Annotated in this window: 20 protein-coding genes; 8 read left to right on the top strand and 12 right to left on the bottom strand. The window is 60.5% G+C overall.

The genetic code is table 11. The annotated features are described in order from the left end of the window. Nucleotides 1-28: 28 nt before the first annotated feature. From tsf to ACEN84_RS18045, 4 genes are all read right to left on the bottom strand, one after another. Nucleotides 29-955 (bottom strand): translation elongation factor Ts, encoded by a 927-nt coding sequence (gene tsf, locus ACEN84_RS18060; protein WP_112711725.1) that lies wholly within the window; start codon nucleotides 953-955, stop codon nucleotides 29-31. A gap of 243 nt (nucleotides 956-1,198) precedes the next feature. Continuing rightward, nucleotides 1,199-1,963 (bottom strand): 30S ribosomal protein S2, encoded by a 765-nt coding sequence (gene rpsB, locus ACEN84_RS18055; protein WP_112711723.1) that lies wholly within the window; start codon nucleotides 1,961-1,963, stop codon nucleotides 1,199-1,201. Nucleotides 1,964-2,169: 206 nt separating this feature from the next. Then, nucleotides 2,170-2,874 carry a pentapeptide repeat-containing protein gene (locus ACEN84_RS18050; protein ID WP_413711323.1) on the bottom strand — a complete coding sequence of 235 codons (705 nt, stop codon included), beginning with the start codon at nucleotides 2,872-2,874 and terminating at the stop codon, nucleotides 2,170-2,172. 57 nt (nucleotides 2,875-2,931) lie between these two features. Continuing rightward, on the bottom strand, nucleotides 2,932-3,771 hold the full coding sequence (locus ACEN84_RS18045) for a cell envelope integrity EipB family protein (RefSeq protein ID WP_130278396.1): 840 nt from the start codon (nucleotides 3,769-3,771) through the stop codon (nucleotides 2,932-2,934). Nucleotides 3,772-3,907: 136 nt separating this feature from the next. On the opposite strand from ACEN84_RS18045, the gene ACEN84_RS18040 reads away from it, so the two are divergent. The 5 genes from ACEN84_RS18040 (at nucleotide 3,908) to ACEN84_RS18020 (ending at nucleotide 7,162) form a co-directional block, all read left to right on the top strand. Then, on the top strand, nucleotides 3,908-4,375 hold the full coding sequence (locus ACEN84_RS18040) for a RidA family protein (protein WP_413709442.1): 468 nt from the start codon (nucleotides 3,908-3,910) through the stop codon (nucleotides 4,373-4,375). Nucleotide 4,376: 1 nt separating this feature from the next. Continuing rightward, a complete protein-coding gene (locus ACEN84_RS18035; RefSeq protein ID WP_413709441.1) occupies nucleotides 4,377-5,096 on the top strand; it encodes a glycerophosphodiester phosphodiesterase in 720 nt (239 codons plus the stop codon). A 79-nt stretch (nucleotides 5,097-5,175) separates the two neighbouring features. Further along, nucleotides 5,176-6,366 carry a GNAT family N-acetyltransferase gene (locus ACEN84_RS18030; protein ID WP_413709440.1) on the top strand — a complete coding sequence of 397 codons (1,191 nt, stop codon included), beginning with the start codon at nucleotides 5,176-5,178 and terminating at the stop codon, nucleotides 6,364-6,366. A 50-nt stretch (nucleotides 6,367-6,416) separates the two neighbouring features. After that, entirely contained in the window at nucleotides 6,417-6,845 is a 429-nt protein-coding gene (locus tag ACEN84_RS18025; protein WP_413709439.1) for an HIT family protein, read from the top strand. A 26-nt stretch (nucleotides 6,846-6,871) separates the two neighbouring features. Continuing rightward, nucleotides 6,872-7,162: a Dabb family protein gene (locus ACEN84_RS18020; RefSeq protein ID WP_130278399.1), complete on the top strand. Its 291-nt coding sequence runs from the start codon at nucleotides 6,872-6,874 to the stop codon at nucleotides 7,160-7,162. A gap of 70 nt (nucleotides 7,163-7,232) precedes the next feature. Here ACEN84_RS18020 and clpA read toward each other — a convergent pair whose 3' ends face one another. The 7 genes from clpA to ACEN84_RS17985 form a co-directional block, all read right to left on the bottom strand. Next, the gene (gene clpA, locus ACEN84_RS18015; RefSeq protein WP_112711709.1) at nucleotides 7,233-9,725 is read right to left on the bottom strand and encodes an ATP-dependent Clp protease ATP-binding subunit ClpA; all 2,493 of its coding nucleotides are present in this window, start codon (nucleotides 9,723-9,725) and stop codon (nucleotides 7,233-7,235) included. A gap of 10 nt (nucleotides 9,726-9,735) precedes the next feature. Next, nucleotides 9,736-10,089, bottom strand: coding sequence for an ATP-dependent Clp protease adapter ClpS (gene clpS, locus ACEN84_RS18010; protein ID WP_112388172.1), 354 nt, complete (start codon nucleotides 10,087-10,089; stop codon nucleotides 9,736-9,738). 259 nt (nucleotides 10,090-10,348) lie between these two features. After that, entirely contained in the window at nucleotides 10,349-10,720 is a 372-nt protein-coding gene (locus tag ACEN84_RS18005) for a phasin family protein (RefSeq protein ID WP_413709438.1), read from the bottom strand. Nucleotides 10,721-10,950: 230 nt separating this feature from the next. After that, nucleotides 10,951-11,394, bottom strand: coding sequence for a DUF3597 domain-containing protein (locus ACEN84_RS18000; RefSeq protein ID WP_413709437.1), 444 nt, complete (start codon nucleotides 11,392-11,394; stop codon nucleotides 10,951-10,953). 148 nt (nucleotides 11,395-11,542) lie between these two features. After that, nucleotides 11,543-11,746, bottom strand: coding sequence for a DUF3126 family protein (locus ACEN84_RS17995; RefSeq protein WP_112388095.1), 204 nt, complete (start codon nucleotides 11,744-11,746; stop codon nucleotides 11,543-11,545). Nucleotides 11,747-11,884: 138 nt separating this feature from the next. Next, nucleotides 11,885-12,718, bottom strand: coding sequence for a serine O-acetyltransferase (gene cysE, locus ACEN84_RS17990; RefSeq protein ID WP_112711703.1), 834 nt, complete (start codon nucleotides 12,716-12,718; stop codon nucleotides 11,885-11,887). Between the two features lie 132 nt (nucleotides 12,719-12,850). Beyond that, entirely contained in the window at nucleotides 12,851-13,630 is a 780-nt protein-coding gene (locus ACEN84_RS17985; RefSeq protein ID WP_413709436.1) for an alpha/beta fold hydrolase, read from the bottom strand. 158 nt (nucleotides 13,631-13,788) lie between these two features. Between ACEN84_RS17985 and ACEN84_RS17980 the strand changes: the two genes are divergently transcribed. Both ACEN84_RS17980 and ACEN84_RS17975 read left to right on the top strand, forming a co-directional pair. Next, nucleotides 13,789-14,034, top strand: a complete 246-nt coding sequence (locus tag ACEN84_RS17980) for a zinc-finger domain-containing protein (protein WP_112711699.1) — start codon at nucleotides 13,789-13,791, stop codon at nucleotides 14,032-14,034. Between the two features lie 26 nt (nucleotides 14,035-14,060). Continuing rightward, a complete protein-coding gene (locus tag ACEN84_RS17975; protein WP_413709435.1) occupies nucleotides 14,061-15,194 on the top strand; it encodes an FAD-dependent monooxygenase in 1,134 nt (377 codons plus the stop codon). On the opposite strand, the gene ACEN84_RS17970 is transcribed toward ACEN84_RS17975, so the two are convergent. Then, the gene (locus ACEN84_RS17970) at nucleotides 15,195-16,385 is read right to left on the bottom strand and encodes a cystathionine beta-lyase (protein ID WP_413709434.1); all 1,191 of its coding nucleotides are present in this window, start codon (nucleotides 16,383-16,385) and stop codon (nucleotides 15,195-15,197) included. It lies immediately after the preceding gene. A 369-nt stretch (nucleotides 16,386-16,754) separates the two neighbouring features. Here ACEN84_RS17970 and ACEN84_RS17965 point away from each other — a divergent pair, with 369 nt between their 5' ends. Next, the gene (locus tag ACEN84_RS17965) at nucleotides 16,755-17,780 is read left to right on the top strand and encodes an amino acid ABC transporter substrate-binding protein (protein WP_112711693.1); all 1,026 of its coding nucleotides are present in this window, start codon (nucleotides 16,755-16,757) and stop codon (nucleotides 17,778-17,780) included. Nucleotides 17,781-17,851 lie beyond the last annotated feature (71 nt).

The following is a 17,851-nucleotide window of genomic DNA, read 5'->3' as shown; positions in this document are numbered from 1 at the left end:
CTTGCGTTTTCACATGTATGAGGCGCTATCAGCCCTTGGCGACAGCAGCAACTTCAGCAGCGAAGTCGCTCTCTTCCTTCTCGACGCCTTCGCCGAGGAGGAGGCGTGCCATGCCGACGACTTCGATCTTCGCGCCGGCTTCCTTTTCAGCTTCCTTGACAGCAGCGCCGACCGTCAGGTCGGGGTTGATGACGAAAGCCTGCGAGAGCAGAGCGACTTCTTCGAAGAACTTGCGCATACGGCCTTCGACCATCTTTTCGATGATGGCTTCCGGCTTGCCGGATTCGCGGGCCTGCTCGATGAAGACGTTGCGTTCGCGCTCGGCAACGGCAGCGTCGACTTCTTCGGCGCGGATCGCGAGCGGGTTGGTCGCAGCGATGTGCATGGCAACCTGGCGGCCGATCGAGGTCAGGACAGCCTTGTCGCCTTCCGACTTCAGAGCGACGAGAACGCCGAGCTTGCCGATGCCGTCGCCGGCAGCGTTGTGGATGTAGGTCGCAACAACGCCGTGCTCGACTTCGAGCTTGGCAGCGCGACGGAGCGTCATGTTTTCGCCGATGGTTGCGATCGCGTCCTTGATGGTGTCGGCGACCGGCTTGCCGGATGCCGGGTAGGTCGCAGCAGCGATGGCTTCAACCGAACCATCGGTGCCGAGAGCAACGTTGGCGATGCCGCGGACGAGGTCCTGGAAGGCGTCGTTACGGGCGACGAAGTCGGTTTCGGAGTTCAGCTCGACGACAACAGCCTTATGGCCGGCGCCAGCGATGGCAACCAGACCTTCGGCAGCAGCGCGGCCAGCCTTCTTGTCGGCCTTCGAGATGCCCTTGGCACGGAGCCAGTCGATCGCTGCTTCGATGTCGCCGTTGGTTTCCAGCAGCGCCTTCTTGCAGTCCATCATGCCTGCGCCGGACTTCTCGCGCAGTTCCTTTACCAGTGCAGCCGTAATCTCGGTCATAAGCTTCCTCTTTGTCGGTTCAAACGGTGGCCCGCGAAACGCGGTGCTGCACCGGATTGAGGCACGAAATGTACCTGTATGTATGACAGCGTGATGAATGACGCGTCATATCGAAACTGTGGCGGCAAGGGGCAGATCGCCCTCGCCTGAAATGGTCAAGGCCGCCGAACTTCTGAGAGTCGCGAGCGGCCTTTCCCAATCTCTGGAAAGCATGACGGGCGATACTGCCCGCCTGCTTCTTTATCAGGCGCCGGTTTCGTCGAGCGCCGGCTCAACCGGTGCATCGATCGCTGCGCCGAGATCGCGGCCCGATGCGCCCTGCTGACGAGCGATGCCGTCGATGGCAGCGCGTGCGATCAGGTCGCAGTAAAGAGCGATGGCGCGCGAAGCGTCGTCGTTACCCGGGATCGGATAGTCGATCAGGTCCGGATCGCAGTTCGAGTCGATGATGGCAACGACCGGAATGCCGAGGCGCTTGGCTTCGTCGATCGCGATCTTTTCCTTGTTGGTGTCGATGATGAACATCAGGTCCGGCGTGCCGCCCATGTCCTTGATACCACCGAGGGCCTTGTCGAGCTTTTCGCGCTCGCGCTCGAGGTTCAGGCGTTCCTTCTTGGAGTAGCCGGAGCCTTCCGAGCTGAGGATCTCGTCGAGCTTGCGCAGGCGCTGGATCGAGTTGGAGATCGTCTTCCAGTTGGTCATCATGCCGCCGAGCCAACGGGAGTTGACGTAGTACTGAGCGGAACGCTTAGCCGAGTCAGCAATGAGCTCGGAAGCCTGACGCTTGGTGCCAACGAACAGAACGCGGCCGCCACGGGCGACGGTGTCGGAAACGACCTGGAGGGCGCGCGACAGCATCGGAACCGTCTGAGCGAGGTCGATGATGTGAATGTTGTTACGATCGCCGAAAATGTACGGCTTCATCTTCGGGTTCCAGCGGTGCGTCTGGTGGCCGAAGTGGACGCCTGCTTCAAGAAGCTGGCGCATAGAAAAATCGGGCAATGCCATGCCTAGTCATCCTTTTCCGGTTGAACCCCCGCAAGACGAACAGCATCCTTTCGGGATGCCACCGGGCGGAACAATCCGGATTTCTCCCGGACCATCCCATGCCTTGCGTGTGGAATGCGGGTGCCCTTACAGTCGATTCACTGCAAATGCAAGGCTCGCGCGGAAAAAAACTGCCTGATTGCAAGAATCCGCGGGCGCTGCCGGCGTCAATTGTCGGTTTCAGCCGGGCATGGCCAACCGGCCGGCGCCTTGAGGCCCGACGGCAGCTTCGTCGAGGCGTCGCCGCAGGCAAGCTCGATCTGCGTCTGCTCCAGCCCCTGCGCCGAAGACAGATCGACGCCTTCGATGCGCGTCAGATACATGAAGGCACGGTCGAATCTGACCTGCCCCCCGAAAGTCGCGCCGACCATGTTGGCGCGCGACAGGTTCGCGAGCGAAAACTTGGATTCGCTGAGCGTCGCCTTGCTGAAATTGGTACGGCCGAGCTCGGCCTTCTCGAAGCTTGAGCCCGAAAGCTGTGCGCCGGTGAAGTCGGCGCGCTGCAGCTCAGCAGCAACGAAGGAGGCCTTCTGCGCCGAGGCATTCTGGAAAACCGAGCGGTAGGCTTCGATCTTGTCGAACTTGGCGCCGTCAGCCTTGGCACCCTCGAGCCAGGCGCGCACCAGCGTCGCCTTCTCGAAATTCGCCGAAGTGAGATTGGCGCCTTTCAGGCTGGTCTGCGACAGGTCGGCATCCGAGAGATTGGCGCCCTCGAAGTCGCTCGACTCCAGCATCAGGTTCTTCTTGTTGCAATTGCTCCAGTCGACGCCGGAATAGGGCGTATCACTGCAATCGGCCGCCAGCGCGGGCAGCGCGGCGGCGCAGACGGCGCCGAGCGCGATCAAGGATGTCGCAAGCAATTTTACCGGCATGTGTGCCATGCCAACCTCCCGGAAGAAGACCTGCCGATTCGATGCGGCTTCAAGAGGTTACTTGCAGGTCTCGGGCTTCTTGTCGAGCATTTCAAGCTTGGCGAGCTTTCCCGTCAGAACGAAGTCGCCATAGTCCATCGTCAGGTCACGGGTGATGCCGTTCTCATAGAGCTTGAACGACATGCGGTAGACTGGCAAGGCGTCGGTCTTGCTGTTCTCGTTGAAGTAGGAAATCGTCACCGGCCAGAAAGCGGTCTTGGCGAATGCGCCGGCATTACCGGCATCAGCCTCGTCGCCGGCCTTGGGGCTGACGAGCTTGCCGACAACGGTCGTGGTCGCCAGGGCCTTGTCGCCATCGTCGGAACCGTCGAAGACGCGGGCTTCGAAGAAGCGCTTGCCCGACTTGGCGTTCTCGATCACGTCGAGCATGTGCTCGGTCGGGAAACGGCTCTCGGCGAGCTGCAGCTCCTTTGCCTGCGGGCTCGTCAGATCGACGGTGACGCCATCGGCCTTGTCGCTCGCTTCGCCATTCACTTCCTTGTCGAGTTGATCGTCCGTGAAGGACTTCGTCTCGAAGGTGAATTTGCGGTCCTTGATATTCTCGAAGGTCTTGGTCTGCTGGTCGCTGACGCGGGTGTTGTCGCCGGTATCGATCTGCGTCACGAAACGGAAATTGGTTGTGAAGCCTTCACAGTAATTGCCGTTGAATTCGTAGACCATGCGGCCCGACATGCCGGCAATGCCCGAGCGTTCCGAGGCGTCCTTGAGCTCCAGATCGTAAATTGCCCGATGCGCGACAAGGCCAGACGCGATCGCCGCTCCGGCAGCGGGCGCCGCAGCCCATGCATTTGCGGAAACGCTTGCAAGCAGCAGAGCGGCAAGACTCGATCGGAACATCCATTATCTCCTGTTGGACTCGGCCGCGATGTTATAAGAACGCTTTCGGCCAAATCGAGGCTGGAAGCTGTCATACGCAATATTCTAGTCTTGATGCATAATTTTTGAAGCATTGACAATGAAAGTGGAGGCGAAAATGTCCGACCAGATTGCCGCAAAACTCAAGGAAATGGGGATAACTCTGCCGGAAGCGGCTGCTCCTGCGGCGAACTATGTTCCCTATGTGATCAGCGGCGGACTTCTCTACATCTCCGGCCAGCTGCCGCTCGAAGGCGGCAAGGTCGCCGTCAGCGGCCATCTCGGCAAGAATGTCGACGTTGCTGCCGGCCAGCGCGCCGCCGAACTCTGTGCCATCAACATCCTGGCGCAGGCCAATGCCGCGCTCGGCGGCAATCTCGGCCGCATCAGGCGCGTCATCAAGCTGAACGGCTTCGTTGCCTCCGCTCCTGAATTCGTCGAGCAGCACCTCGTCATCAACGGCGCGTCCAACCTGATCGCCAACGTTCTCGGCGAAGCCGGCAAGCATGCGCGCGCCGCCGTCGGCATGGCCGCCCTGCCGTTCAACGCCGCCGTCGAAATCGATGCCATCATGGAAATCGCATAACATGACCTCCGCAGCCTGGATTAAGGAACTCCCGGTCGCCCACCGCGGCTACCACGACACCAACAAGCTCGTCTGGGAAAACACACTGAGCGCGTTTTCGCGCGCTGTCGAAGCCGGTTTTGCGATCGAATGCGACCTGCACTACGCCTCCGATGGCGTGCCGATCATCTTCCACGACGAGAACCTCGAGCGCCTCTGCAACATGCCGGGCGATATCCGCGCCCGGACCTCGCAGGAACTCGGCCTGCTTTCGGTCGGTGGCACTGCCGACAAGATCCCGACGCTGAAGCAGCTGCTCGATCTCGTCCGGGGCAAGGTGCCGCTGGTGCTCGAACTCAAGGGCCGCGAGGCCGATGACGAAGGCTTTGCCGAAACAGTGCTCGAGGTGCTCGAAGGATACCAGGGCAAGGTGGCGCTGATGAGCTTCGACCATTGGCTGCTGCGCGACCTGAAGGCGCTGAACGCGCCCTACCCGGTCGGCCTGACCGCTGGCGGCAACAAGCCGGAGGAATTCGAGGTGCATGAGAAGGCGATGGCACTCGGCCTCGACTTCATTTCCTATTTCTTCGCCGACCTGCCGAACCCGTTCATCTCGGGCCAGCGCGCCAAGGGCATTCCGGTGATCACCTGGACGGTCCGCGACGAGAAGGCCCGCAAGCATACGTTCGAAAACGCCGATCAGATGACCTTCGAGGGATTTGATCCGCGCGTTTCGGTTTGATGCTCGCTTTTTGGACAAGATCGTGCGCAGACTGAAAGGGAGCCACACTCCTCCCCCCGAAGGCTTCGTCTTTTGCTCCATGACTGATGAAATCTCGATCCGCGTCGAACGGTCTTTTACCGCCATTTCCCCGGAGAGCTGGTCACGGCTCTCCGGAACATCGAAAGCGGCGGACACCGTTCCCTACAATCCATTCCTCTCCCACGCCTTCCTGTCTTCTCTTGAAGAATCAGGCTCGGCGACGGCCGATACCGGCTGGCTCGGGCATCACCTGCTGCTGGAGACAGACAAGGGAGAGCTGATCGGCGCCCTGCCCGGCTATCTCAAGAACCACAGCCAAGGCGAATATGTCTTCGATCACGGCTGGGCCGACGCCTTCGAGCGCGCCGGCGGGCGCTATTATCCGAAACTCCAGTGCTCGATCCCCTTTACGCCAGCGACGGGGCCGCGCCTGCTCGTCGCCGAAGGTTTCGATCGGCGGCCGATCCAGAGTGCGATTGCCGAAAGCCTCAAGGAAGTCGTGCGCCGCCTCGGCGTTTCCTCGGCGCATGTGACCTTCGTTCCTGAAGACGAGATTTCGGTCTTCGAGACGGACGGCTATCTGCATCGCACCGACCAGCAGTTCCATTTCATCAATGACGGCTATGCCGATCACGACGCCTTCCTGGAGACGCTGGCATCGCGCAAGCGTAAGGCGCTGAAGAAGGAGCGGCGGGCGGCGCTCGAGAACGGCATCAGCATCGACTGGCTGACCGGCGCCGATCTGACCGAGCGGATCTGGGACCAGTTCTTTTCTTTCTACATGGATACCGGCAGCCGCAAATGGGGCCGGCCCTATCTCACGCGAGACTTCTATTCGCTGATCGGCCAACGCATGCCTGACGATATCCTGCTGGTCATGGCCAAGCGCGACGGGCGCTATGTGGCGGGCGCCATCAATTTCATCGGCGGCGATACGCTTTACGGCCGCCACTGGGGCTGTATCGAGGACCACCCCTACCTGCATTTCGAGGTCTGCTATCATCAGGCGATCGACTTTGCGCTTGCCAAGGGCCTGAAGCGGGTCGAGGCGGGCGCACAGGGCGAGCACAAGCTTGCCCGCGGCTACCTGCCGGTCACGACGCATTCGGCGCATTACGTCGCTCACGCGGGGCTTCGCCGGGCGATTTCGGATTATCTCGAACGCGAGCGGGAGGATGTCGAGCATATGAACGAGATCCTCACCGACCACAGCCCCTTTCGCAAAGGCGAACGGCAGCAGGAGGATTGACGCCCTCGCCTCCGCCGCGCTACCCGATCAGCACACATGAGGAGATTTCGATGACCAGCGCCGCCTATGACGACAACAACATCTTCGCCAAGATCCTGCGCGACGAAATCCCCTCCCATCGCGTCTACGAGGACGAGCAGACCGTTGCCTTCATGGATGTGATGCCGCAGGCGCCGGGCCATGTGCTGGTCGTTCCCAAGGCGCCGTCGCGCAACATCCTCGATGCCGATCCGGCAGTGCTTTCGCATTCGATCACCGTCGTCCAGAAAATCGCCAATGCCGTGCAGGATGCCTTCGACGCCGACGGCGTCTTCGTCTGCCAGTTCAACGAACCGGCAGCCGGCCAGACGGTGTTCCACCTGCACTTTCACGTCATCCCGCGCCACGAGGGCGTGGCGCTGAAGCCGCATTCCGGCAAGATGGAGGACGGTGCCGTGCTTGCCGCCAATGCCGAGAAGATCAAGGCCGAGCTCGGCTGAGCCAGCAATCGTCGGGAGAACTATCGATGATCCGTCATACCGTGGCGTTCCGCCTCAAGCATTCCGCCGGTTCGCCTGAAGAGAAGGCGTTTCTCAGCGCCGCACTCGATCTGGCGCAGATTCCGAGCGTACGCAACTTCGAGCAACTCCGTCAGACCAGCCCGAAGAACGCCTTCGCGTTCGGCTTTTCCATGGAGTTCGAAAACCAGGCCGGCTACGACGCCTATAATGTGCATCCCGCCCATGTCGCCTTCGTTCGCGACCGGTGGGTGCCCGAGGTCGAGGATTTCCTCGAAATCGACTACCAGCCACTCTGAGGCCGGCGATCACCTAAAGCAAAAAGGCCGCATCGCTGCGGCCTTTTCGTTATTCACCTGCCGGTGACATTCAGTTCTTGCGCGGCACTTTCGGTACGGCACTGCCCTTCTTGGGCGCGGATTTGACTTCGGGCTCGGCCGAGGCTTTCGCCTTCTTCGCCGTGACCTTCTTGGCCTTGGTCTTCAGCTCGCCATCGTCGTCATGATCGGCTTCCGGATGGATGGCCTCGGCTTCGGGCTTCGGCTTGATCGGCGCCAGTTCCGAAACGGAATTGAGCACGATGCCGGGTTTGCCGTCTTCCTTCGGACCGACGCTGACGGTGACGACGCCACCCTTCTTCAGCTTGCCGAAGAGGATTTCGTTGGCCAGCGGCTTCTTGATGACATCCTGGATGACGCGAGCGAGCGGGCGGGCACCCATCTTCTCGTCGTAACCCTTTTCGGCCAGCCAGGCGATCGCATCCTCGTGCAGGTCGAAGGTCACGTTGCGTTCGGAAAGCTGTGCTTCCAGCTGCATGATGAACTTCTGGACGACCTTGTGGATGACGGCGGTCGGCAGCGAGGCGAATGGAATGATCGCATCGAGACGGTTGCGGAACTCTGGCGTGAACAGGCGGTTCAGCGCCTCTTCATCCTCACCGCTGCGCTTCGACGAACCGAAGCCGAAGGCGGCCTTGGCCATTTCGGACGCGCCCGCATTGGTCGTCATGATCAGGATGACGTTGCGAAAGTCGATCTTCTTGCCGTTATGGTCGGTCAGCGTGCCGTGGTCCATCACCTGCAACAGGATGTTGTAGATGTCAGGATGCGCCTTCTCGATTTCGTCGAGCAGAACGACGCAATGCGGATGCTGATCGACACCATCGGTCAGGAGACCGCCCTGGTCGAAGCCGACATAGCCGGGAGGTGCGCCGAGCAGACGGGAAACCGTGTGACGCTCCATGTACTCGGACATGTCGAAGCGCAGCATCTCGACGCCGAGCGAGGAAGCAAGCTGCTTGGCGACTTCCGTCTTGCCGACGCCCGTCGGGCCGGAGAAGACGTAGGAGCCGATCGGCTTGTTCGGTTCGCGCAGACCGGCACGGGCCAGCTTGATCGCCGTCGACAGGGCTTCGATCGCCGTATCCTGGCCGTAGACCACCGAGCGCAATTCCTGCTCGAGATTGGCAAGAACGGCTTCGTCATCCTTCGACACGGTCTTCGGCGGAATGCGGGCCATGGTCGCGATCGTCGCTTCGATCTCCTTTTCGGTGATCAGCTTGCGACGGCGCGACGGCGGCAACAGCATCTGTGCCGCACCGGTTTCGTCGATGACATCGATCGCCTTATCCGGCAGCTTGCGGTCCGAGATATAGCGGGCCGACAGCTCGACAGCCGACTTGATGGCGTCGTTCGAGTAACGCAGGTGGTGATACTCTTCGAAGTAAGGCTTCAGGCCCTTCATGATTTCGATCGCATCGTCGATCGACGGCTCGTTGACGTCGATCTTCTGGAAACGGCGAACCAGAGCCCGGTCCTTTTCGAAGAACTGGCGGTATTCCTTGTAGGTGGTCGAACCGATGCAACGGATCGCACCCGAAGACAGAGCAGGCTTCAGGAGGTTCGATGCATCCATCGCGCCACCCGAGGTGGCGCCGGCGCCGATGACCGTATGTATCTCGTCGATGAACAGAACGGCGCCCGGATACTCTTCGAGCTCCTTGACGACCTGCTTCAGGCGCTCTTCGAAGTCACCGCGGTAGCGGGTGCCGGCGAGCAGCGTGCCCATGTCGAGCGAAAAGATGGTAGCGTCAGCGAGCGCTTCCGGAACCTTGCCTTCGACGATGCGCTTGGCGAGGCCTTCGGCGATCGCCGTCTTGCCGACGCCGGGATCACCGACATAGAGCGGATTGTTCTTGGAACGGCGGCACAGGACCTGGATCGTGCGGCTGACTTCGGCGTGGCGGCCGATCAGCGGGTCGATCTTGCCGGTCTTGGCCTTCTCGTTGAGATTGACGCAGTAAGCCTTCAGCGCATCCTGCTGCTTCTTGCCGGCTGCATCGTCCTCGCCGCCGCGCGATGCGCTCGGCTTGCTTTCGGATTCGTCCTCGGCACCGCGCGGGGTGCGGCTTTCCGACGAGCCCGGCCGCTTGCCGATCCCGTGCGAGATGTAGTTGACCGCGTCGTAGCGGGTCATTTCCTGTTCCTGCAGGAAGTATGCGGCATGGCTTTCGCGCTCGGCGAAGATGGCGACGAGCACATTGGCGCCGGTCACTTCCTCGCGGCCGGAGGACTGGACATGGATAACGGCACGCTGGATGACGCGCTGGAAGCCGGAGGTCGGCTTCGAGTCCTCGTCATATCCGGTGACCAGGTTGGAGAGTTCGTTGTCGATGTACTCGATCAGTGTCTTGCGGAGCGCGTCGAGATCGACGTTGCAGGCACCCATGACCGCGGCCGCATCGGAGTCGTCTACAAGGGCGAGCAGCAGATGCTCGAGCGTGGCATATTCGTGATGCCGCTCGTTGGCAAAGGTGAGTGCCTGATGGAGCGCCTTTTCTAAGCTAGGCGAAAATGTTGGCACGTTGTGATCCTCACTTCTTTTCCATGACGCATTGCAGCGGATGCTGATGCTGCCGGGCAAAGTCCATCACCTGGCTCACCTTGGTCTCCGCTACCTCGTATGTAAATATCCCGCACTCGCCGACGCCGTGGTTATGGACATGCAGCATGATGCGGGTGGCACTTTCGCGATCTTTCTGGAAAAACCGCTCCAGGATGTGGATGACGAATTCCATGGGGGTGTAGTCGTCATTCAGGATGAGCACGCGGTAGAGATTAGGCTTCTTGGTCTTCGGCTTGGTACGTGTAATGACCGAGGTTCCGCGATTTCCGTTGTCCCCGTTCCTTTCGCCATCGTTTTGCATCCGGATCGGCTTTGCGATCATTTTCATTCATTCCTCGATCAGTCCGATGGTGCATGGGAGGATGCTTTACCCACCGAATATCTGAAACACTAACTTAGTTCATAATGCTGCGATTTTAAGCCCCTTGTTCCCGACTGCAATCACAATTCCGCAGGACTTGACGCAAACGCGAAAAAAGTCCCGGACTATTTCTTGAACGCGGCAGAAAACAAAAAAGACCGGCCGCAAGTGCGTAGCCGGTCTTCGTTTTTCAAGGGGTGCGCCCATCAGGCGCATGAAATCAGGCCGCGGCGGGCGTCGCCTGCGCTGCAGCCTTGGCGGCCTTCACGATCGGCGCCGGAACCTGTGCCTCGTAGGGCTTGTAGGCGCCCTTGGCGAGGTCGGAATACATGTCGCCCATCTTGGTGGCTTCGGCAACGAAGCTTTCGTAGGACGATTTCACATAACTGCTCTGAAGGTCGAAGGCAGCTTCGATGCTGCGAACGCCCGTCAGCGCCTCGAAATGCTTGACTGCGTCTTCAAAGGATTTCTTGGAATATTCCACAGCTTCGGTGGCGATCGCCTGGAAGCCCTTGGCGCTATCCGAATAGCTCTTGAGCACCGTGTCCATGGCTTCCTTGCTCTTGCGGTTCGTCTCGTCAAAGTTGAACATGCACATCCTCCTCTTCGGCTCTGCAGCAAAAAAGGTAGCTGCAAAGCTTCAGGAGTCAAGCGATTTTGTGCGATGCAAAACGACTCATGCGTGCATTCGCAACCGCGAATTCTCAAGCAAAAAAGAGGGACGTACATCCATCGTTGATTTTGCAGACATATATCAGCAAGTCGCAACCTGAGGCTTCGCCATTAGCCAGCGAAGCCTCGAAACACATTTGCGTTTGCCTCCTAGTCGAGCAGATCGGCCGGCACCTTGCCGCCATTCTCCGACAGCCGCTTCATCAGCGCCTTGTGGAGGAACATGTTCATCTTGGCGGAGTCGCCGGTATCACCGGAATAACCAAGCTCGGCTGCCAGCTCCTTGCGCTCGGCAAGGCTGGCATCCATGCCGACCGCCTTCATCAGATCGACGATCGAGCGGCGCCAGTCGAGTTTCTGGCCGCTCTTCTTCACGGCAGCATCGAGGATGGGTACGATATCGACGGGAGCTGCGGTGCTCGGCGCGGGTGCAGAGGGCGCCGGAGATACTGCGGGCGCCGCAGCCGCAGGGGCGGCTGACGGCGAAGCGGGAGCCGCCACAGCAGGCTCGGCCTTCGGCGGCGCAGCGGCCGTTACCGGTGCCGCCTTGGCCTCACCGAAGATCGCATGCTTGATCTTGTCGAAAATACCCATGTCCTCAGCCTCCATCTTGGTTCATCGCATTCGCAATCCCTAAAATGGAGCAGAGGGCGGGTTCATCCAGCGATTCCGCCCGGATTGTTTCGGCAAAAACGAACGGGCCGCAGAGCGGCCCGTGATATTCAGCGAATGGCGGCGCTGATCAGAGATCGACGTCGAGGATCGCCATCGAGAAGTTATAGGAGCGGTCGCCGTCTTCGTCATCGATATAGACGACACCCAGGAACTCCTCGCCGAGGTAAACTTCAGCCGAGTCGTTCTTGCGCGGACGCGCCTTCACGACGATTTCCGGATTGAGCGTTTTCTTGAAATAGGCGTCGAGCTTCTTGAGTTCTTCAGGCTTCACACTTGATCTCCTAGCGGTCTCAGTTGGCCGCTTCTTGCACAGGAAAAGCGGCGCTGTAAAGGCTGCCGGCATGCAAGTGCACCGGCTTTCCCCTTGCGTTTGTCGCCCGCTTTTTCAGCCGTTTCTGATATGAGCGGCTCAGATATCGGCGCCGATCACCTGGTCCATTATCCGCGACGGCTCCGAACACCCGGCTTCTCCGACCACCTTCGCCGGCACGCCGGCAACGGTCGTCTTCGGGGGAACGGCCTTCAACACCACCGAGCCTGCGGCGACACGGGAGCAATAGCCGATCTCGATATTGCCGAGGATCTTGGCACCCGCGCCGATCAGCACGCCGCTACCGATCTTCGGATGGCGGTCTGCGCCTTCCTTGCCGGTACCGCCGAGCGTTACTCCGTGCAGGATCGAGACGTTGTCACCGATCACAGCCGTTTCGCCGACCACCAGACCGGTTGCGTGATCGAGGAAGATGCCCTTGCCGATCCGCGCCGCCGGATTGATATCCGTCTGAAATACGCTGGACGAACGGCTCTGCAGATAGAGCGCCAGATCGCGGCGTCCACGGTTGAGCAGCCAATGAGCCAGACGATGGGTCTGCAGCGCGTGAAAACCCTTGAAATAGAGCACGGCTTCCATGAAGCGCAGGCATGCGGGATCGCGGTCGTAGATCGCCTGGATGTCGACACGCAGGATGTCGCTCCATTCCGGCCAGTCGGACAGCATCTCGTCAAAAGCCTGACGCAGCAGCGTCGCCTGCATATCGGGATGGTCGAGGCGTTCGCAGATACGGTGGATGACGCATTCTTCCAGCGAGCGGTGATTGATCACCGTCGAATAAAGGAAAGCCGCCAGGACCGGATCCTTCTCGGCAGCAACGCGCGCTTCTTCGCGCAGGCTGTCCCAGATCGGATCCATCACCTTGAGCGAGCTTGCAGCTTCAAGAGGACGAATGTCTGTCTTCGCGACCATTACCGGTCTCCTCATTTCCCTTGGGAAGGTCATTGTATAAAGCAAAACGGCTGTAACATAAATGGGTGCAGCCGCCAGACCTTTTTAGGATGATTTTTCCGTGAAGATCCGCTCAAAAGCGGCATGTCACCGTCAGGCGACTTTCTCGTAAAACTCCAGAACGGCCTTCTTGAACACCCTGTCGCCGACCGCCAGCATGTGGTCGCGGCCCGGGATATCCAGCGCTTCGGCATTCGGCATCAGGGCGGCAAGCTCCTGAGGCGAACCCGCGATGTCGTCCTTTGTTCCGACGCCGATCAGCGTCGGTGCCTCGATCTTTCCCATGTCGGCCCGTGCGACGAGATCGCGCGATCCGCGGATGCACATGGCAAGCGCCTGGCGATCGCTCCTGGTCTGCTCGGCAAACATGCGGAACATGCGGCCGCGATCATGCGTGACGGTATCGACCGAGGGCGCCAGCAGTGCATCGGCGATCGGGTCCCAGTCGCCGACGCCATCGGTCATGCCGATGCCGAGACCGCCGAGCACCAGCGAGCGGACGCGGTGGGGATTGGCAAGTGCTGCGAAGACGGAGATGCGGGCACCCATCGAGTAGCCCATGACATTGGCTTCCGGAATGCCGAGATGGTCGAGAAGCGCCATGGAGTCAGCCGCCATGATCCAGGGGCGGTAGGCCTCGGCATCATGCGGCTTGTCGCTTGCGCCGTGACCGCGGTTGTCCATGGCAATGACGCGGTAACCGGCATCGCCCAGCGTCTTCAGCCAGCCCGGATGCACCCAGTTCACATGGGCGGTCGAGGCAAATCCGTGGATCAGCAGAACCGGTGCGCCATTCGGATCGCCTTCATCGAAATAGGCGAGGTTGAGGCCATCATGCGTGAAGCTGGAGAATGCGGGCGTATTCAAGTTCATAAAGGCAGGTTCCTGTTTGCGGCGGACCATATTTTATCGCTGCCGCGAGGTGAACCCCGGTGGGCAAAAAACCATGCCGCTTGCGGCGCTTTGGCTCTACACATTTGCGGCGAAGAAAGATAATGTCCGGCCAAATTTCAAAGCATTCGGAGACAGACATGGCCGGCCACAGCATTCCTCACTTCCAGAACGACGGCGGACACCGCGTGATCGAAGTCGGCGTGAAGGAATTCATGTGCACCGGCGCATCCGTGCCGTTCGACCATCCGCATATCTTCATCGACATGGGCGACGACAACGAGAAGGTCTGCTCCTACTGCTCGACGCTCTACCGCTTCAACGGCGCGCTGAAGTCCAACCAGACGAACCCGGCCGGCTGCGTTTTCCACGTCAAGGCCGCCTGATCGTTTCTTCCTGGATCGGATAACAGATGCCGGTCGACCATGCCGCCATTGCGGGCGCTGGAATTGCGGGGCTGACGGCCGCGCTGGCGCTTGCCAGGCACGGTATCGGCTCCGACATCTTCGAGCAGGCGAGCGCGCTTGCCGAAGTCGGCGCCGGACTGCAGCTCTCCCCCAATGCATCGCGAATCCTGCGTGAACTCGGCGTTCTCTCCGAGATCGAGAAGCACTGGCTTGAGCCCGAGATGATCCGGCTCGTCGCCGGCGATACGCTGCGGCCTCTCGCCGCCGTTCCGGCCGGACGTTTTGCGCGCGACCGGTGGGACGCGCCGTATGGCGTGCTGCATCGTGCGACCTTGCAACGGGTTCTGCTCGAAGCCGTGCGCAGCAACCCGCTCTGCCGCCTGCATCTTGGAACACCGTTCGAATCCGCTAGCCTGCCTGCCGGGTTGGTGATCGGCGCCGATGGCGTCTGGTCGAAGATGCGCCAGCATATTCCCGGTGCGCCCTCGCCGCGGTTCTCCGGCAATATCGCCTATCGCTTCACGATTTCTCAGGCGTCGGCGCCTGATTTTCTCGATCGCGACAATGTCGCGGCCTATCTCGGCCCGGCCGCACATCTCGTCTGCTATCCGCTGAAAGAGACCGCGAGCTTCAATCTAGTGGCGATCACCGGCGGCACGGATGACCGGCACCTCTGGGACGGCGGAGCGGAACGTCACCAGCTGGAGATATTGCGATCGCGCTTCAAGGGCTGGCACCCGGGCATCAAGTCACTCTTTGGCGACATCGCACCAACCTTCTGGCCGCTCTACGAGGCGACCGGGGGCCGCTGGCAGAACGGACGCGACCACGTGCTGATCGGCGATGCCGCCCATGCGATGATGCCCTTTGCGGCGCAGGGCGCGGCGATGGCGATCGAAGATGCTTTCGAGCTTGGGGCGATGCTGTCCAGGAAAGAAGCGGAACAGGCCCTGCCCCGCTTCGAGGCGCTGAGAACGGCGCGGATTGCCAGGATCCGCAAGCGCGGTGCGTTCAACCGCTTTGCCTATCACGCCCGCGGTCCCATCAGGATCGGGCGTGATATCGTCTTGTCGATGAAGCCGCCGCAAAGTCTCGCGGCGGATCTCGACTGGATCTACGGCTACCGGCCGCAGGCCTGATCAGACGGCGTTCGATGCGGCAAAGCCGCGCTCGATGTCGGCCTTGATGTCGGCAACATCTTCGAGACCGATCTGCAGGCGGATCAGCGGGCCGCCTTCCGGCGCCTTGGCGATACGGCGGTCGTTCAGGTTGACGTGAACCGCGAGGCACTCGAAACCACCCCAGGACCAGCCGAGGCCAAAGATGCTGAGCGCATCGAGGAAGGCATGCGCCTTCGGCTTGAACTGCTCGGCGGAATCGGCCTTGAGCACGAAGGAGAAAATGCCGCTGGCGCCCTTGAAGTCACGCTTCCAGATGTCGTGCCCCTTGAAGCTCGGCAGGGCCGGATGCAGCACCTTGGCCACTTCCTCCCGGCCCTCAAGCCATTTTGCAACGGCAAGCGCGCTTTCGTTGTGGCGCTCCAGGCGGATGCCCATGGTGCGCAACCCGCGCAATACCTGGTAAGCGTCGTCGGGCGCGCCGCAGATACCGAGCGTGATGTTGGCTTCCTTCAGCTGCTCCCAATGCTTGGCATTGGCCGAAACGGTGCCCATCAGGATATCGGAATGGCCGGCCGGATACTTGGTCGCGGCGTGGATCGAGATATCGACGCCGAAATCGAGCGGGCGGAAATAGACCGGGGTCGCCCAGGTATTGTCCATGGCAACGACGGCGCCGTGCTTGTGGGCGATTGCGGCGATGGCCGGGATGTCCTGCATCTCGAACGTGTTCGAGCCCGGCGCCTCGGTGTGCACCAGCTTGGTATTCGGCTTGAACAACTGCTCGATGCCGGCGCCGATCGCCGGGTCGTAGTACTCCACCTCGACGCCGAGGCGCGTCAGCATCGTATCGCAGAAATGGCGGGTCGGCGTGTAGACGGAATCGACGATCAGCGCATGATCGCCTGCCGAGAGGAAGGCAAGGAACGGCACCGTGACCGCCGCCAGGCCCGACGGCACCAGGATCGTACCGGCCGACCCCTCGAGCTCGTCGATCGCCTCGCAGAGCGCATCGGTGGTCGGCGTGCCGCGGGTTCCATAGGTGTATTTCTGCGCCCGCGTTTCCATCGCCTTGGCATTGGGGAACAGCACGGTCGATGCATGCACGACAGGCGGATTGACGAAGCCGTGATATTCCGAGGGATCGTTGCCGAGATGCGAGAGGCGGGTGTTGATGCCTGCATTTTGCAGGAGACCGTCTTTGTCTTTCATAGTCTGAAATAGCCTTTGGCGAGGGATGCAATGGGCGAGTTTTGGACCTCGGGAAAAGGCGGGTCAACCCCGTAGCCGGAACTGCCCGAAAATTACCCGCATCGTTACTTTCGCAGATATATCAGTGAATTGCGCGGTATTTTTCCGCAAAACACTGCCCAAATACTATCCAACTGCCTATGAGAACGGCGCATTTTGCCAAAATGCCGAATTTTGCCGCATTTATTGTCTGCGACACTTGACCGTCTTGGCATTTGCGACTGTGATAGAACCACTCGCGCCGGGAGGGTGTCGAGAATTGGGGGGAAGGTTTTCTTCGGCCGTCTCCTCCACAAAGAACATAAGACAACAGATAAAAGGTTGGGAAAAATGAAGATTAAGCTCCTGTCCGCCGCCGTCGGCGCAGCAGTTTTCGCTCTTGGCGCCCATGCGGCCTCGGCAACCACTCTTGAAGACGTGAAGGCAAAGGGTTTCGTTCAGTGCGGCGTCAACTCGGGCCTGCTCGGCTTCGCGCAGCCTGACGCTTCCGGCAACTGGGCCGGCTTCGACGTTGATTTCTGCAAGGCCGTCGCTTCCGCCGTCTTCGGCGACCCGACCAAGGTCAAGTACACGCCCCTCTCCGCCAAGGACCGCTTCCCGGCCCTGCAGTCGGGCGAAGTCGACGTTCTCTCGCGTAACACCACCTGGACGATCAACCGCGACACCGCTCTCGGCTTCAACTTCCGTCCGGTCACCTACTACGACGGTCAGGGCTTCATGGTTCGCAAGAGCCTGAACGTGAAGTCGGCTCTCGAACTCTCCGGCGCTGCTGTCTGCGTACAGTCCGGCACGACCACCGAGCTGAACCTCGCCGACTACTTCAAGGCCAACAACCTTCAGTACAACCCGGTCGTTTTCGAAAAGCTCGAAGAAGTCAACGCTGCTTACGACTCCGGCCGTTGCGACGTCTACACGACCGACCAGTCGGGCCTCTACTCGCTGCGTCTGACGCTGAAGAACCCCGACGAGCACATGATCCTTCCGGAGATCATCTCCAAGGAGCCGCTCGGCCCGGCAGTTCGCCAGGGTGACGACCAGTGGTTCGACATCGTTTCCTGGACTGCTTACGCGCTCGTGAATGCTGAAGAGTTCGGCATCACCCAGGCCAACGTCGACGAGATGAAGAACTCGCCGAACCCGGATATCAAGCGCTTCCTCGGCACCGAGGCCGATACCAAGATCGGTACCGACCTCGGCCTGACCAACGAGTGGGCCTACAACGTCATCAAGGGCGTCGGCAACTACAGCGAAGTCTTCGAGCGCAACGTCGGTCAGGGCAGCCCGCTGAAGATCGCGCGTGGCCTCAACGCTCTGTGGAACAAGGGCGGCATCCAGTACGCACCGCCGGTTCGCTAAGCTTTTGACATGAATGCCGGAAAGGCGGGAAACCGCCTTTCCATCTTCCAAGAAAAAAGCCCAAAAACGGG

Source organism: Rhizobium sp. Rhizsp82 (genome assembly GCF_047325115.1).
Lineage (GTDB): Bacteria > Pseudomonadota > Alphaproteobacteria > Rhizobiales > Rhizobiaceae > Rhizobium.
This window is presented reverse-complemented; position numbering and strand designations above follow the sequence as displayed.